The 16,088-nt window shown below is 61.4% G+C and carries 15 protein-coding genes; 10 read left to right on the top strand and 5 right to left on the bottom strand.

Annotated elements, in window-relative coordinates; translation table 11 throughout:
• The first annotated feature begins 81 nt into the window (after nt 1–81).
• Nucleotides 82–270: a hypothetical protein gene (locus ASD00_RS40675; protein WP_128090405.1), complete on the top strand. Its 189-nt coding sequence runs from the start codon at nt 82–84 to the stop codon at nt 268–270.
• Between the two features lie 60 nt (nt 271–330).
• A complete protein-coding gene (locus ASD00_RS37200) occupies nt 331–1,284 on the top strand; it encodes a fatty acid desaturase family protein (protein ID WP_158071690.1) in 954 nt (317 codons plus the stop codon).
• Nucleotides 1,285–1,296: 12 nt separating this feature from the next.
• On the opposite strand, the gene ASD00_RS37195 is transcribed toward ASD00_RS37200, so the two are convergent.
• Entirely contained in the window at nt 1,297–2,706 is a 1,410-nt protein-coding gene (locus tag ASD00_RS37195) for an XRE family transcriptional regulator (protein ID WP_025425979.1), read from the bottom strand.
• A gap of 228 nt (nt 2,707–2,934) precedes the next feature.
• Here ASD00_RS37195 and aceA point away from each other — a divergent pair, with 228 nt between their 5' ends.
• From aceA to ASD00_RS37180, 3 genes are all read left to right on the top strand, one after another.
• Nucleotides 2,935–4,224, top strand: a complete 1,290-nt coding sequence (aceA, locus tag ASD00_RS37190; protein ID WP_025425978.1) for an isocitrate lyase — start codon at nt 2,935–2,937, stop codon at nt 4,222–4,224.
• Between the two features lie 82 nt (nt 4,225–4,306).
• Entirely contained in the window at nt 4,307–4,546 is a 240-nt protein-coding gene (locus ASD00_RS37185; RefSeq protein ID WP_025425977.1) for a hypothetical protein, read from the top strand.
• 255 nt (nt 4,547–4,801) lie between these two features.
• Nucleotides 4,802–5,908, top strand: a complete 1,107-nt coding sequence (locus ASD00_RS37180; RefSeq protein WP_057211552.1) for a helix-turn-helix transcriptional regulator — start codon at nt 4,802–4,804, stop codon at nt 5,906–5,908.
• 5 nt (nt 5,909–5,913) lie between these two features.
• On the opposite strand, the gene ASD00_RS37175 is transcribed toward ASD00_RS37180, so the two are convergent.
• Nucleotides 5,914–6,783 (bottom strand): LysR family transcriptional regulator, encoded by an 870-nt coding sequence (locus ASD00_RS37175; RefSeq protein WP_057211594.1) that lies wholly within the window; start codon nt 6,781–6,783, stop codon nt 5,914–5,916.
• Between the two features lie 88 nt (nt 6,784–6,871).
• Between ASD00_RS37175 and ASD00_RS37170 the strand changes: the two genes are divergently transcribed.
• Nucleotides 6,872–7,084 (top strand): hypothetical protein, encoded by a 213-nt coding sequence (locus ASD00_RS37170; RefSeq protein ID WP_057211550.1) that lies wholly within the window; start codon nt 6,872–6,874, stop codon nt 7,082–7,084.
• A gap of 27 nt (nt 7,085–7,111) precedes the next feature.
• Here the strand turns inward: ASD00_RS37170 and ASD00_RS37165 are convergent, their stop codons facing one another.
• Entirely contained in the window at nt 7,112–9,637 is a 2,526-nt protein-coding gene (locus ASD00_RS37165; RefSeq protein WP_057211592.1) for a methyl-accepting chemotaxis protein, read from the bottom strand.
• Here ASD00_RS37165 and ASD00_RS40670 point away from each other — a divergent pair.
• Nucleotides 9,630–9,881 (top strand): hypothetical protein, encoded by a 252-nt coding sequence (locus ASD00_RS40670; protein ID WP_146160867.1) that lies wholly within the window; start codon nt 9,630–9,632, stop codon nt 9,879–9,881. The genes ASD00_RS37165 and ASD00_RS40670 overlap by 8 nt on opposite strands.
• A gap of 104 nt (nt 9,882–9,985) precedes the next feature.
• Here the strand turns inward: ASD00_RS40670 and ASD00_RS41110 are convergent, their stop codons facing one another.
• Nucleotides 9,986–10,132, bottom strand: coding sequence for a hypothetical protein (locus tag ASD00_RS41110; RefSeq protein ID WP_164474899.1), 147 nt, complete (start codon nt 10,130–10,132; stop codon nt 9,986–9,988).
• A 230-nt stretch (nt 10,133–10,362) separates the two neighbouring features.
• The gene (locus ASD00_RS37160) at nt 10,363–11,547 is read right to left on the bottom strand and encodes an NAD(P)/FAD-dependent oxidoreductase (protein WP_025425972.1); all 1,185 of its coding nucleotides are present in this window, start codon (nt 11,545–11,547) and stop codon (nt 10,363–10,365) included.
• 123 nt (nt 11,548–11,670) lie between these two features.
• Between ASD00_RS37160 and ASD00_RS37155 the strand changes: the two genes are divergently transcribed.
• The 3 genes from ASD00_RS37155 to zwf all read left to right on the top strand — a co-directional run bounded on the left by ASD00_RS37155 (nt 11,671) and on the right by zwf (nt 16,088).
• Complete coding sequence (locus ASD00_RS37155; protein WP_025425971.1) at nt 11,671–13,107, top strand: glutamine synthetase family protein; 1,437 nt, start codon at nt 11,671–11,673, stop codon at nt 13,105–13,107.
• 16 nt (nt 13,108–13,123) lie between these two features.
• Nucleotides 13,124–14,410 carry an FAD-binding oxidoreductase gene (locus ASD00_RS37150; RefSeq protein WP_025425970.1) on the top strand — a complete coding sequence of 429 codons (1,287 nt, stop codon included), beginning with the start codon at nt 13,124–13,126 and terminating at the stop codon, nt 14,408–14,410.
• Nucleotides 14,411–14,612: 202 nt separating this feature from the next.
• Complete coding sequence (zwf, locus tag ASD00_RS37145; RefSeq protein ID WP_025425969.1) at nt 14,613–16,088, top strand: glucose-6-phosphate dehydrogenase; 1,476 nt, start codon at nt 14,613–14,615, stop codon at nt 16,086–16,088.

Below are 16,088 nucleotides of genomic sequence, written 5' to 3'. Positions count from 1 at the left end.
CTCGTTATTATCGGTCCGGACAAGGCCGCCCCGTGACACGGATCCAGGCCCATTCTGGATCGCTCCGGGGCGAGGTTAGGCATGTTTCTCGACAACCTCAAGCGGTTTTGTGCTGGAAAGAGGCGGACCTCTTCAGCCACCCCAGTTTTCGCAAGCCAAGGAAAATCGGGCACTTATGGCGAAGGGCGCGATCCCGCCATCGGCAGGTACCAAGCGGCCGACGTTAACCATGGCGGCAACCAGCCAGAACACGCGTTCGTTTACGATTGATTAACCATAAGGCGCATGCGATTTTTCCCCTCGGTTGTGTATCAGCGTCTGGGTAGTGTCATGAGTGGACGGAACCGCAGGATCGATCCGAGAGAGTTGAAGCGCCTTTCGATACTCGAGCCACAGAAATCCCTTGCGGCGATCGCGGTCGACTGGGCGATCATCGCCACCGCCATCGCCGTCAGCGAATATACCGGCAATATCCTCGTCTACCTCATGACCGTGATCGTGATTGCCGGTCGCATGCATGCGTTCGGTTGTCTCGTTCATGAGGCGGCGCACTACCGCATCATCAAGAACCGCAAGCTCAGCGACTGGATGAGCGACCTGTTGCTCGCCTGGCCGATGCTGGCGACCGTCGATGGCTACCGGCAGAACCACCTGGCACACCACCAGCATGCCAACACCGACGACGACCCGGACTGGACGGCAAAGCTCGGCATGGCGCAGTTCACCTTTCCGCAGAAGATCGCGCGTGGCGTGATGCAACTGCTCGGCTATCTCGTCGCCGTCAACTCGATCCGCGACATGGTGCACATGGCCAAGCGCATGTCGAAGAACGACCGGTCGACGCGGAGCTACAAGATGCTGCGCCTTTGCTTCTATATCGCTGCCGCCGCCATTTTCAGCCTTCTCGGCATCTGGCGCGAATTCGCGCTCTACTGGCTCGTGCCGTTCTTCACCTTCTTCTGCCTGTTCCTTTACGTGCGCAGCGTTGCGGAGCATTTCGGCAACATGGACTATAGCGACGAGCTGACGAGTTCACGCACGGTCTATCCGCATGCCTGGGAAAGACTGTTCTTTGCTCCGCACCACATCAACTATCATCTGGAGCACCACCTCTATCCCGGCGTGCCGTTCTATAACCTGCCCGAACTGCACGCGATCCTGATGCGCGACAAAGCCTATGCGGACAAGGCGCACATTACCCGCGGCTATACGACCGGACTACCGGCCGAATGCTTCGCCGCCAGTGCGCCGCTGCTGCCGAGCCATCACCCCGTCAGCTACTGAAAGTCCCAGCGCCTACTGAAAATCGAAGACGCTGAGGCCTGTTGCCATCTCGTCGAGCCCAAGCGGGCGCGTCACCGGAGGCTCGGCGCGCGCAAGACAGCCCTGCCGCTCGCAGAGCCGACAGGCCGCCCCGATCGCAACCGCGGGCGAGCGTAGCGTGCCATAGACCACCTCATCGGCAAAAGAGGCCTCACAACTGATCAGCAACGCGGTGCGGCGAACCCGCTCTTCAAAGCCCGCCTGCGGACCATCGAGCGTGCGCGACACGGTAAGGAACGCCAGTCCCTCTGTTGTCTCTACGCGGTCCACCAGGATTTGCCCCGGCACCGAGAAGGCGGCATGGATATTGAGCTTCGGACAGCCGCCGCCGAACCTCGCTTGCGGGAAACCCGATGCGCCGGAACGACGGAGCCGATGCCCGGCATTGTCGATCTCCATCAGGAAAAACGGAACGCCGGTCGCGCCGGGCCGCTGCAGCATGGTCAGCCGGTTGGCGACCTGCTCGAACGACACTTGGAAACGCGCCCTGAGCACGTCGATATCGTATCTCGCCCGGACGGCTGCCGCATGAAATGCCGCATAGGGCATCATCAATGCGTGGGCGGCATAGCGGGCGAGTTCGAAGCGGCCGATGCGGCGCGCTTCGGCGGTCGACAGGCGCAGCGTCTCCAACTCCCGGACGATCGCTTCGTGACAGGCAATCGAGGCAACCTCCATGGCGATCTCGCGCAACTGGTCATAGGGCGATAGGCGCTCGGAGATGAAGAGCCGCATGGAATGGCGATCGAAGCGGCGACGCAGATTGGGCATGGCATGAACGGGCAGATTGCGCACGACCAGGCCGTGTTCCTTCTTCAGCCAGGCTTTCAGTGCGCCGATCAGATCATCGCCCGGCGAAAGCGCCTCGTGAAAGGCCTCCGCCATTTCTTCGATCCGGGCGAAATGATTGGGTCTCGCCTCCAGCGTCTCGCGCACCTCGTCCATCGGTAGGCGGGTGCCCGACAGCGCCTCCATGTGCCCCTGCCCCGCCAGGAGGTCGGCAAGGTCCTTTAGCCGCGCCGCCTGCTCGCGATAGGCGCGGTAAAGCTTGACGACGCCGCCGGCGGCATTGGGCGCCGCTTCGGCAACTTCGATCAATTCCTGATCCCCCGGCAGTTCCGCCGCCAGCAGCGGATCGGCAAAGACCTCGCGCAATTGCGCCAGTCCACCGCCAGTTTCACCCTGCAGTTCCTCGAGGTCGACCTTGTAGACCGATGCGAGTTTCAGAAGCAGCTGGACGGTCAGCGGACGCTGATTGCGCTCGATCAGGTTGAGGTAGGACGGCGAGATGCCAAGCGCTTCGGCCATCGCCGTCTGCGTCAGCGAGAGCCCGTTGCGGATCCGCCGGACACGAGGACCGGCAAAGATCTTGTTCTCAGCCATTTGTCACTACCTTTACAACTCTGACGACGACCACACATTTACATAATTTACAAATTTACCGTGCACGCCTGTCAAAGGCAAGACAAGATAACCCTTTTGAAAGGCCATGAACTTCGATTTCCATAGCCCTATTGCGCAGCGCAATGTAAAAACTGTCACATCAACTAGAGACGAGGAAAGCCATACGACAAAAGTCGAATGGTGGATGAGTTCCAGCAGGAGGAAATGATGACTGATTTTTACAAGCTTGTTCCCAGTGCCCAGCAAGGCCGCTTTGATGGCATCGAACGCCCCTACACCGCTGAAACCGTGAAGCGGCTGCGTGGTTCGGTCGAGATCCGTTACTCCCTGGCCGAAATGGGTGCCAACCGCTTGTGGAAGCTCATTCACGAAGAGGACTTCGTCAACGCGCTCGGCGCGCTCTCGGGCAATCAGGCCATGCAGATGGTTCGCGCCGGCCTGAAAGCAATCTACCTCTCCGGCTGGCAGGTCGCGGCCGACGCCAACACCGCATCAGCGATGTATCCGGACCAATCGCTCTATCCGGCAAATGCCGCTCCGGAGCTGGCAAAGCGCATCAACCGCACGCTCCAGCGCGCCGACCAGATCGAGACCTCGGAAGGCAAGGGGCTATCGGTCGACACCTGGTTCGCACCGATCGTTGCCGACGCCGAAGCCGGTTTCGGCGGCCCGCTCAATGCCTTCGAGATCATGAAGGCCTTCATCGAGGCCGGAGCTGCGGGCGTTCACTACGAGGACCAGCTGGCGTCCGAAAAGAAGTGCGGCCATCTCGGCGGCAAGGTCCTGATCCCGACGGCCGCGCATATCCGCAATCTCAACGCGGCACGGCTTGCAGCCGACGTCATGGGTACGCCGACGCTCGTCATCGCCCGCACCGATGCGGAAGCGGCCAAGCTGTTGACGTCGGATATCGACGAACGCGATCGCCCCTTCGTCGATTATGACGCCGGACGCACGGTCGAAGGCTTCTACCAGGTGAAGAACGGCATCGAGCCGTGCATCGCGCGCGCCATCGCCTATGCGCCGCATTGCGACCTGATCTGGTGCGAAACCTCCAAGCCGGACCTGGAGCAGGCCCGCAAGTTTGCCGAGGGCGTGCACAAGGCGCATCCGGGCAAGCTGCTCGCCTACAACTGCTCGCCGTCGTTCAACTGGAAGAAAAACCTCGACGACGCGACGATCGCCAAGTTCCAGCGGGAACTCGGTGCGATGGGCTACAAGTTCCAGTTCATCACGCTTGCCGGCTTCCACCAGCTGAACTTCGGCATGTTCGAGTTGGCGCGCGGCTACAAGGCCCGGCAGATGGCGGCCTATTCGGAGCTTCAGGAGGCGGAGTTCGCCGCCGAGGTCAATGGCTACACCGCGACCAAGCACCAGCGCGAAGTCGGCACCGGCTATTTCGACGCCGTGTCGCTGGCCATCACCGGCGGCCAGTCATCGACGACAGCCATGAAGGAATCGACCGAGCACGACCAGTTCCGCCCGGCCGCAGAGTGAAGGACCGGGGAGCGTGGCAATCCCTGCCCGCCGCGCTCCCCATGCAATCGACGAGAAACCGCTGACACCAAGGAGAACTCCAATGACAGTTCAGACACGCGTCAAGGAAAGGGCCGAGGAACAGTCTTCGGCCATGACCCCGGATCAGCAGGCGGCGATCCGCATGGTCGCCAACGACCTGCACCGCCTTAACCAGGCCGTCATGAAAGCCGTCGACGCCGGCGTATCGGTCGAGCTGGTACGTTCGGCCCGCCATCATGGCGGCGAAGGCAACTGGGGCGACCTGTTGATCCCTGTTATCGTCACTCAGGGACGCGCGTGATGACGGTGCTGACGGCCGCAGCCTTGCTGCTTCTGGCGGCTTGGTCGAGCATACCCAAACCACAGACGGCAACCGCGACCGTCCGCCGCCCCGTTTAGCACCCCACAGACCGACAACCCTGACGCGAAAACGGCCGGCAGCAACGCCGGCCTGCCGCGTTTCACGCCGGTCTTGCAAGCAGATATACCATTTCAAGTTGCTTATTGCCGAGGCTCCTGCCTATACTAACTCGGTCTAGTGCGAGCGGGGGCACGCATGTTCCGGACAGGAACGGCGAATACGGAAGAACTGATCGATCTGATCTATGGCGCTGCGTTCGGCGAATGCAGCTGGGAGGATTTTCTGAGCCGGTTGGCGGGCACTGTGCCAAACGGTAAGTCCGCGCTCCACTATCATGACCTCGCGGCACCCGCGTCGCATGTCCCCTATGTCTCCGGATTTACGGCCGACGACCTCGATCAATTCAACAACCATTTCGCCGCGGTGAACCCGTGGATCCCGAGAACCGTTGTGGTACCCGTCGGCCGGGGCCTATGTGGCGAGCATATCGTTTCGCGGGAAGATCTGGTCAAATCCGAATTCTACAACGACTGGCTAAAGCGACAAACCGGATGCGAGACCAGCGTCGGCGTGACGATCATAAGAGATGCGACACGCACATTCATTCTATCGACATGTACGACATCAACCGACGCAGAGTTCAACCATCACGCCGCCGATCAATATACGAGCCTTGCACCGCATCTCAAACGCGCGTTCGAGTTTGTCCGGAAGCGCGATGTGATGACGGTCGAGCGCCAGCAAGGGCAATCTTTGCTCGATTCGATCGGCGTTGGCCTGATGTATGTCGGCGAGAATCTCCGTGTCCGCTCCATGAATGAACACGCGCAACGCATATCGGCGACAGGCGCGCCAATTCGTATCGCTACAGGCGGGCGCTTGACGTTAAGCTGTCCGCAGACAAGCGCAGCGCTGGAAGCGCTGACATTACGTGGCTGCACGGATACGCGCCCACATGTCTCCATTGTCAAGGGCGCCGGTGGGACGGCATATCGCATCACGCTCTTGAAGTTGAATTCCGATGCCTTCACCGAACTCCTTAGCGGCCCAACCGTTGCTGTCGTCATTGAACCGACCACGTCGCTGCTTCCGGAAGTGCGGAGCAGGCACTTGGAGGACATCTACGGATTGACTCCCGCCGAAATCAGAATCGCCTCCGGCCTCGCTGCAGGACTGTCGTTAAGGGAAATCGCCCTGGCGAACAGCGTCAGCTACGAAACGATCCGCACCCAGCTGAAGAGCATCTATTCCAGGACCCAGGTGAACTCGCAGGCGGCACTCGTCAGCCTCTTGATGCGCTGACCGCTTCAGCTGCGGCGGGGTCGTTTGCCGGCGAAGATGTCGGCGTGGCTTTTCAGTAATTTTGTCATGCGATCGACGACCGTGCGGATTTCCGTGCGATGGCGGTCCTCGTTGTTCATCACGATCCATTGCCGATGCATAAGCGCAGGGATCTCCTCGCCCGCCCGCTCCAGCAGAGGGTCGAGGTCGCCGACGAAACAGGGCAGCACGGCACAACCGGCTCCCGCCCGGGCGAGATCGAGCAACGAACGAGGGCGCGTTACGGTCGCTACGATACGTCCCGTCGCGTTCTCATGCGGCCAACGCAGATAGGACGAGATTGCATCCTCGTCGCCGACGGCGACCCATCGGCCGTTTACCGCCGGCGTTGCATTCTTCTGCCGGTAGACGGCATAGGCAACTTCTCCCACCGGGCGGGCTGCCAGATAGCCCTCTTCCGGCTCGAAAGCGCGGATGCCGATATCGCTCTCGCGATAGGCAAGGTTGGCGCGGGTCTCGCCTATGGTGATCGCAAGGCTGAAGCCATCGCGCTCGGTGCAGAGCGCCGGGAAATTTTCGGCAAGCAGCCAGGACACCCAGGTTCCGGCGGTGATGCGAACGACCGCCCCCTCGCCCTCCCGTCGCCAGCTCTCGACGCGGCGGGCCGCCGCCTCCATCTCCTCGAGCTGCTCGAACAGAACCTGCCCGTCGCCGGTCAGCTGGTAGCCGGTCTGGCTGCGCACGAACAGCGTGCGGCCGGTGCGTTCCTCGATCTCGAGCATGCGCCGGCCCAAGGTCGCCGGGCTGGAGCCCAGCGCCTGCGCGGCGCCCGTCAGTCCGCCGGTGCGCGCGACACTCATGAAGCAGCGATAAATGTCCCAATCCATGTCTTTCATCGGTGAAAAACATAGGCCGATATCTTGTGTATGTAAAATAGCCTTTGCTGCATAGAAGAGGGGATGCCATCCAATGAGGAGCATCACCATGGAAATACTGGCAATGGCCTATCTGGCCGATATGACGATGAAAAGCCGCCGCTGGGACGAACATTTCGACCCCAAGCCGCCGGGGTTGGTGAGGCGGATGTTTCGCCGCTGCATCGCTGCGTTTGCGGCGCATCAAGAGATACAAGCCGGCAAGAATAGCCTACAAACGACTTGCGCCGCGCAACCGGTGGGTCGCGCGGCGCGATGCTGAGGACGAAGCCGCTGTGGCCTTGGCCAATCAGGCGGCGCGGTAAGCGTGGATATCGGCGGCTTCCGGCTCGAGCCGGAACTGCTCGACCAGCATCATCAGCGTGTCGGCCTGGTTGGAGAGCGCCAGGCTCGTTGCCGTTGCCTCTTCGACCATCGAGGCGTTCTGCTGGGTCATCTGGTCCATCTGGTTGACCGATCCGTTGACCTCGTTGAGCGCCACCGCCTGGTCACGGCTGGCGGTCGCGATCATTTCGACATGCTGGCTGACAGTAACGATCTGGGCGCTGATCGAGGCCAGCACCGCGCCGGTCTCCTTGACCAGGTGCGAACCGGAATTGACCTCGTTGGTCGACTTGTTGATGAGGCCCTTGATCTCGCGGGCAGCTTCGGCTGAGCGTTGCGCCAGTTCGCGAACCTCCTGTGCCACCACCGCGAAGCCCTTGCCGGCTTCGCCGGCACGTGCCGCCTCGATGCCGGCATTCAGCGCCAAGAGGTTGGTCTGGAACGCAATGTCGTCGATCACCTCGATGATCTGCTCGATCTGGCGTGAGGCCTCTTCGATGCGGCCCATGGCGGCGATCGCATTGGTGACGACGGTTGCCGAGCTGTCGGCGCTCTTCTTCGTCTGCGTGACGGCGACGTTAGCCTCGTTCGCGCGCTCCGCCGACGAGCGGACCGTCACGGTGATCTGGTCGACCGCAGCGGCCGTCTCTTCGAGCGAGGCTGCCTGGGCCTCCGTCCGCTTCGACAGCGAGTCAGCGGCATGATGCATGTCCGAGCCGCTCTGCTGGATCGCCTGTGCATTGGCGCGGATCTGGGCCAGCGTATCCTGCAGGCGGATCAGCGAGCCGTTGAAGTCCGTGCGCAGCTGTTCGAGGCGGCCATGGAACGGAATGTCGATCTGGCGCGACAGGTCGCCCTGCGCCAGACGGCCGAGGCCGGCGGCGAGTTCGCTGACGGCAAGATCGATCTGGCGATCGAGCTCGCGCTTCTCGGCGTCGTTGCGGCTTCGCTCGATCTCGGCGCGGGCGCGCTGTTCTTCGCTTTCTGCCTCGATGCGCACCTTGGAAAGCGCGTTTTCCTTGAAGACGCCCAAGGCGCGGGCCATGTCGCCGATCTCGTCCTGACGGGCGTCGCCGTCAATGGAGGTATCGAGGCGGCCGTCTGCCAGGCGACGCATGGCGGCGGTGATCTGACCGATCGGCTTCTTCAGCGTCAGCGTCAGGGCGATGCCGGCAAGCAGGGCGATGACGACGCCTGCAACAGTCGCGGCCACGGAGATCTGGTTTGCTTCCTGGCGCTCGGTGCCGGCGGCAACCTTCTGCTGTTCGGCAAAACCGGTCAGGTCGCTCCAGATCTGGTTGATCGACTGGCCGGCGGCGTCGAAATCGGCGGTCCGCTTCACGGTGATTTCAACCAGAGACGCGGCGTCCTTTTTCATTACGGTGATGATCGGCATCAGCGTGTCGGCAATGGCGTCGAAGGAGGCACCTTCGCTTGCAACACCGCGCAGCGTTGCCATGTTCTGCTGAACTGCAAGGAACTTGTCGAGCAGCTTCTGGCGGTTGCTTTCCGTCGTCGACCCCATGAAGGTTGCGGCGGAGATCTGGATGTCGGTGATCGAGCTCGAAAGCCGGCGCGTGGCCGTCAGAACGGATTCGGTGCTGACGATAAGCTGATCGAGTTCGGCGAAAATCCGGGTGGCATCGCGCATCTTGCCGACAGAAGCCGCTTCGAGACGGAAGCTCGCGGTGCGGAAACGGTCGACATACTTCGAGATACCGGCAAGCGTTTCAGGACCGGCGGGCGCCTTCAAAAGCGCACCGATCTCGCTCGATGCGGAGGTGATCGTCTCGGTCAGCGACTTCTCGTCTTTCGGCAACAGCCGGAAGATGTCGCGCTCGGTGCGGCCGATCATCGGGAAGCGTTCCTTGACGGCCTTGAGCTTATCCTCGACCGTCGTCGCCTTGCTGACTTCGGTGCCGAACTCGTTGAAGAAGCGGCTGGCGCGCATCAGCTTTTCGGCTTCGCGCAGCATGGTCTTGGCGGCATTCTCGTTCTTGCGCACGGCATATTGCAGCCGGTTCGACTCGTCGTTGATCTTGGCGCGTTCGACCAAGAGAGCATCGAGGTTCGCCGTCATCGTTGCGCGCATCTCCTGCTCGCCGACATGCAGCTTCCAGAGCCCGTCGATGCGGGCTTCGATGTCGGCGGTCGCGGCGATAGCGGCCGTCAACTCGTCCTGGCGGCTCTGGCCGGCAACCTGTGCGGCGGTCTCGGCGAGAATTTCCTTCTGCGCAGTGATCTTGCCCTGCACGGCGTCGCGGGTTTCCTCGGTGGTCGAGTGCAGGAAGTTGTTCATCCCCGCATAGACATCCTTGAAGCCGCTCAGCGTCTGCAGGACGCTGTTCGAAATCTCCATCCGGCCCTGAAGCAGGCCGGACGCATAAAGGCCGGTAATGCCGACGGCACAGATGCTGACGACGAAGGGCAGAATGAAGAACAGCACCTTCGTCTGGATCTTGAAACGGGCAAGAATTCTATCGATGAACATGGAAAACACCTTGGCTCGCAGCTCGCATTCGCCTCCCCCGGCGGCTCGAAACATGTCCCGCCTTCCGCGTAACCGCGAAAAGGACGAAACGATCGAGAGCCACCCGATGCGCAAACAGGCTGATGTTTTTCGGAAAAATCATGCGGCGCACACCGCCAGTCCGTCAGCAATCATTGCGGGACCGCGCCACCTCCCCGGTAGCGAAGTCCTGACGGAACTCACTTCGTCGCAATATTCATTTTGAACGATTAAAAATTGTATAAGCGCGGAGCACTCGCCAACGAATTTCCGAAGGCGTTGGGCTCATGAGGCGCTCGAGGTCCGGCCGTTAGCGGCCGGCTGGCAGCATCAGAGCCAATAAGCCGGCAGCGTTGCGAGGGCAGCAACGGCAAAGAACGCGATCAGAGCAATGCGGGTCAACGCTACTCTCTGGACGCGGCTCTCGTCGGTGCGAGCGATCGCGATGGCGCGGGGACGACGGCGTGGCTGGTTCATGACATCCTGTCCTTCTCACTGACCGGCAACGTTCGGCCCGGATAAACCGGCTTGCCAGTCCAGACCATATTGCAGCCATGCCGTGGCAGAGAAAAGCCCTAAAAATGGAAACAGTGTGATTTCCGTTTGCGGAACAGTTCTTTCTGACCAACCGCCGGCTGTGCCGACACCAAAGAGGTTCCGGCATATCCGTTAACAATGGCTGAAGCCAAATGCCGCAAAACCAGGGATCAGACGTCCTGGCCGGCTGCGAAGCCCGATGCCCAGGCCCATTGGAAATTGTAGCCGCCGAGCCAGCCGGTCACGTCGACGCATTCGCCGACGAAATAGAGACCGGGAACAGCCTTCGCCTGCATCGTCTTTGAATCGAGACCATTGGTGTCGACGCCGCCGAGCGTCACCTCGGCAGTGCGATAGCCTTCGGAACCGGCGGGCTTGATCGCCCAAGCCTGGATCGATGCCGATAGCGCATCGATGGTCTTGTCCGAGAGGTCGGCGAGCTGCCGTCCCGTCAGCTTGGCGCCATCGGCAAAGAATTGCGCAAGCCGGCGTGGCAGAATATCGCCGAGCGCCGTCTGGACGGCCTGCTTGCCATTGGTGCGGCGCAAACCTTTTAGGATCGAGGCGATGTCGATATCGGGCATCAACCTCAGAACGATGTCCTGCCCCTCGCGCCAGTAGGACGATATCTGCAGGATCGCCGGGCCACTGAGGCCGCGATGGGTGATCAGCACCGCCTCGCGAAACGCCGTCTTACCGGAGCGCGCCTCGGCGTCGGCGGCGACGCCGGCTAGTTCGCCGATCGTCTCAAGCTGCACCGGATCGAGCGTCAGCGGCACAAGCCCGGGACGGGTTTCGACCAGGGCCAATCCGAACTGCTCTGCGATTTTATAGGCAAGCCCCGTTGCGCCCATTTTCGGGATCGACTTGCCGCCGCTGGCCACCACCAGCGACTGGGCATCGACCGGTCCGTCGCCGGTCATCACCCGGAAGCCGGCACCATGGCGCTCGACACTCGCGACCGTCGTCTCAAGCCGAAGCTCGGCGGCCGCATCGCGCATCTCGGCGAGCAACATCCTGATGATGTCCTTGGCCGAATGATCGCAGAACAATTGCCCCAAAGTCTTCTCGTGCCAGGCGATGCCGTGTTTTTCGACCAGCGCCAGGAAGTCTCGCGCGCCGTAGCGCGCGAGCGCCGATTTGCAGAAATGCGGATTGGCCGAGAGGAAGTTCTTCGGCCCGGCATGGATGTTGGTGAAGTTGCAGCGGCCGCCGCCGGAGATGCGGATCTTCTCGCCCGGCGCCTTTGCATGGTCGATGACCAGCACCCGCCGGCCGCGCTTGCCGGCCTCGATGGCGCACATCATGCCGGCCGCACCGGCGCCAATGATCACCACATCCTTCTTCTCAGCCACGAAACACCTTTGAGCTCTTTGCGCATTCCATTCCGGTCACGGCGGGGAAAGTCAATCGTCACGCTCTAGCCAATTGCCAATCTCTGGTTATGATGCGCTATCCGAAGCCAAAACCGGTGATTTATGCCCTCCAAGAGAAGTGCTGCCCAACAAACAACGAAAATCAGCAAAACCTCGAAAATACCCGCCGCCCTGCATTCCCTCCGAGGCGTCAAGACCTGGAAGGAAGCAACGGATTGGCTGAAGATCCGCGGGATCGAAGACATCGAATGCATCACGCCCGACCTTGCCGGCGTTCCCCGCGGCAAGATGATGCCCACCTCCAAGTTCACCTCCAACACCTCGCTTGCACTGCCTTCCGCCGTCTACCGCCACACGATCTCAGGCGAATATCCTGACGAGACCGGACAATTCCGCTACGATTCGCGCGACAGCGACATCAAGCTCGTCCCTGATCTTTCGACGCTTTCGGTCGTCCCCTGGGAAACCGACCCAACGGCGCAGGTGATCTGCGACATCGTCGGCTCCGAAGGCGAACAGATCAGCTACACGCCGCGCAACGTCTTGAAGCGCGTGGTCGACCTCTATCGCCAGAAGGGCTGGAAGCCGGTCGTTGCGCCCGAAATCGAGTTCTACCTCGTCGCCACCAATGACGATCCCGACTATCCGCTGCATCCGCCGAAGGGCCGCTCCGGCCGGTCGATCCTTGGCGGCCAGGGCTATTCGATCGCCGGCATCAACGAATTCGACGAGCTGATTGACGACATCTATCACTTCTCCGAGAAGCAGGGTCTGGAGATTGACACGCTGATCCACGAGGAGGGACCAGCGCAGCTCGAAATCAACCTTCGTCACGGCGATCCGATCGAGCTTGCCGACCAGGTGTTCCTGTTCAAGCGCACCATCCGCGAGGCGGCGCTGAAGCACGGCATCTACGCGACCTTCATGGCCAAGCCGATGCAGGGTCAGCCGGGTTCGGCCATGCACATCCACCAGTCGGTGATCGAGATCAACACCGGCCGCAATCTGTTCTCCAATCCGGACGGCTCTGCCTCCAAGGAGTTCTTCAACTTCATCGGCGGCATGCAACACTATGTGCCGCGCACGTTGGTGATGATGGCGCCCTACGTGAACTCCTTCCGCCGGCTGACGCCCGATATGTCGGCGCCGGTGAATACGGCTTGGGGCTACGACAACCGCACGACCGCGTTCCGCATTCCGGTTTCCGAACCGGTTGCCCGGCGGATCGAGAACCGGCTGCCGAGTTCGGATGCCAACCCCTATCTGGCGCTCGCCGCCTCGCTTGCCTGCGGCTATCTCGGCATCATCGAAGGCCGCGATCCGACGGCACCGACGGAAGACACGGCCAACGAAGGCGAAATCGATCTGCCGCGCGGGCTGCTCGAGGCCGTCGCCCTGCTCGAGTCGGCGCCGTCGCTTGCCGAGGTGCTGAGCCCCGAATTCATCGCCATCTATGCCGGCGTGAAACGTGGCGAGTTCGAAACCTTTATGCAGGTTATCAGCCCGTGGGAACGCGAGTTCCTGCTGCTGAACGTCTGACCTGAAAGGCAGTCCAATGCCCTGGCAAAGCCCGATCTCGCCCGGTTTCTCCTGGTATGAGGCAACCGTTCCCGATCGACCCGAATATCCGCAGATGCCGGGATCGAGGAAGGCGGATGTCGCCATTATCGGCGGCGGCTATACCGGGCTTCAGGCGGCCTACAACCTTGCTCGGCAAGGCGTCGATGTCACGCTCATCGACGCCTGCCGCTTCGGCGACGGCGCGTCGGGGCGCAACGGTGGCCAGTTCGGCACCGGCCAGCGCGCCTGGGCCGACGAGACCGAGGAAACGCTTGGCCAGGAACGGGCACAACTGCTGTTCGATATGGCAGAGAACGCCAAGCGGCACGTGCTCGACTTCGCCAGCCAACACGACATCGATATCGAGTTCATGCCGGGGCAGCTCTCCGTCGGCCACAAGAAGAGCCTGGAGAAGGATTATCGCGACCACGTCGAGGCGATGGCGACCCGCTTCGGCTATCCGCATCTCTCGTTCATGGAACGGGAGGAGACGGCGAGCCGGCTCGGATCGTCTCGCTATCACTTCGGCATCCGCGATGTCGGCACCGGACATATCCATCCGATGAAGCTGCTGCTCGGACTGGCGAAGCAGGCGGCCCTTGCCGGCGCCAATCTGTTCGAGCAGACCAAGGCGCAGAAGATCGAGCGCAAGGGAACGGCTGTTGTCATCACTACCGATCGCGGCACGATCACCACTGAGCGGGTGCTTGTCGCGTGCAATGCCTATATCGGCAATCTCGAGCCGGTCAGCGCCAGCCATGTGATGCCCATCCGCTCCTTCATCGGCGCGACCGAAGTTCTTTCCGCTCACCCCAACGTGCTTCCCGGCGGTGAATCGGTCGACGATTCGCGCTTTGTCGTGCGCTACTTCCGCAAATCGAAAGACGGGCGGCTGCTATTCGGCGGGCGCGAAGCCTACACCGCCGACAATCCGCGCGACATTTCCACCCATATCCGCCGGCAGATCAGCGAGATCTATCCGGAACTCGGCAATGTCGAGATCACCCACGCCTGGGGCGGTTCCGTTGGCATCACCTTGCCGCGGACGCCCTTCTGTCGCGAGGTGATGCCGGGCGTCACCTCGATCGGCGGCTATTCCGGCCACGGGGTCATGCTTTCCAACTATTGTGGCAAGCTCTACGCTGACCTTGTGCTGGGCAAACCGACGGAACTCGACCTGTTGAAAGCCTTGAAAATACCGGCTTTTCCGGGCGGAACACGCTTCCGATCGGCGCTTCTGTTCCTGGCGCTCAGCTGGTATGCGCTGCGCGACAGGCTCTAAGGCACGTTGTGTCAGGATGGTGTCACACTATGTGCATTAGATCTTTGTTTCCGTGCATGTCGTCGCCCCGAAACCGCGGCATATTTTCGGGCGACATGCATGAGAAAGCGTGTGCGACAGCATTTTATTGCGTCGCACCCTAGCGCGTTTAAATCGATTAGATTATATGTGTCCCTGACCTGAACAAGATCGAGATTATCCCATGAGCAGCCAGATCATTCCCGTCGAACCATTTGATTATGTCGTGTTCGGCGGCACCGGCGATCTCGCGGAGCGCAAGCTGCTGCCAGCGCTCTATCACCGCCAGATGGAAGGCCAGATTACCGAGCCGACCCGCATCATCGGCGCCTCGCGCGCCGCGTTGACGCATGAAGAATATCGCAAGTTCGCCGCCGATGCGCTGAAGGAACACCTGAGGCCGGCGGAATACAATGAAGAGGAAGTGGCGAAGTTTACCGCCCGCCTCTTTTACGTTTCCGTCGATGCCAAGTCCGACCAGGGCTGGGATACGCTGAAGAAGATCCTGGAAGAAGGCAAAGACCGTATCCGCGCCTTCTATCTCGCCGTCGGACCGGCGATCTTCGGCGATATTTCCGAGAAGATCCGCGATCACAAGCTGATCACCAAGACCACCCGCATCGTCGTCGAAAAGCCGATCGGCCGCGATCTGGCGTCGGCGACCGAGCTCAACGACACGATCGGCAAGGTCTTCCGCGAAGAGCAGATCTTCCGCATCGACCACTATCTCGGCAAGGAGACGGTGCAGAACCTGATGGCGCTGCGTTTCGCCAATGCGCTCTACGAGCCGCTGTGGAACTCCGCCCATATCGACCACGTGCAGATCACCGTTTCGGAAGCCGTAGGCCTCGAAAACCGGGCCGGCTACTACGACAAGGCCGGTGCGCTGCGCGACATGGTGCAGAACCACATCCTGCAGCTCGTCTGCTTTGTCGCAATGGAAGCCCCGACCTCAATGGACGCGGAAGCCGTGCGCGATGAAAAGCTTAAAGTTCTGCGCGCGCTGAAGCCGGTCAATGCATCCAATGTCGAGCAGGTGACGGTGCGCGGCCAGTACCGCGCGGGCGCCTCTGCCGGCGGCCCGGTCAAGGGCTACCTGGAAGAGCTCGAAGGTGGCGTTTCGAACACAGAGACCTTCGTAGCGATCAAGGCCGAAGTCAGCAACTGGCGCTGGGCCGGCGTGCCGTTCTACATCCGCACCGGCAAGCGGCTTGCTGGCCGCATGTCGGAAATCGTTATTACCTTCAAGCAGATCCCGCACTCGATCTTCGACAACAGTGCCGGTCGCATTTCCGCCAACCAGCTCGTCATCCGCCTGCAGCCGAACGAAGGCGTCAAACAGTCGCTGATGATCAAGGACCCCGGTCCAGGCGGCATGCGCCTTCGCAACGTTTCGCTCGACATGAGCTTCGCCGAGGCTTTCGACGTGCGCAATGCCGACGCCTACGAGCGGCTGCTGTTCGACGTCGTGCGCAACAACCAGACGCTGTTCGTACGCCGCGACGAGGTCGAGGCCGCATGGAAGTGGGTCGATCCGATCCTGAAAGCCTGGGAAGAGACCGGACAGCAGGTGCAGGGCTACACCGCCGGCACCTGGGGTCCGAGCCAGTCGATCGCACTCATCGAGCGTGACGGCCGCACCTGGCACGATGCGATATAG

This window comes from Ensifer sp. Root31, from assembly GCF_001424825.1.
Lineage (GTDB): Bacteria > Pseudomonadota > Alphaproteobacteria > Rhizobiales > Rhizobiaceae > Ensifer > Ensifer canadensis.
The sequence above is the reverse complement of the archived record's forward strand: the minus strand, read 5'-3'. Positions and strand labels throughout refer to the sequence as shown.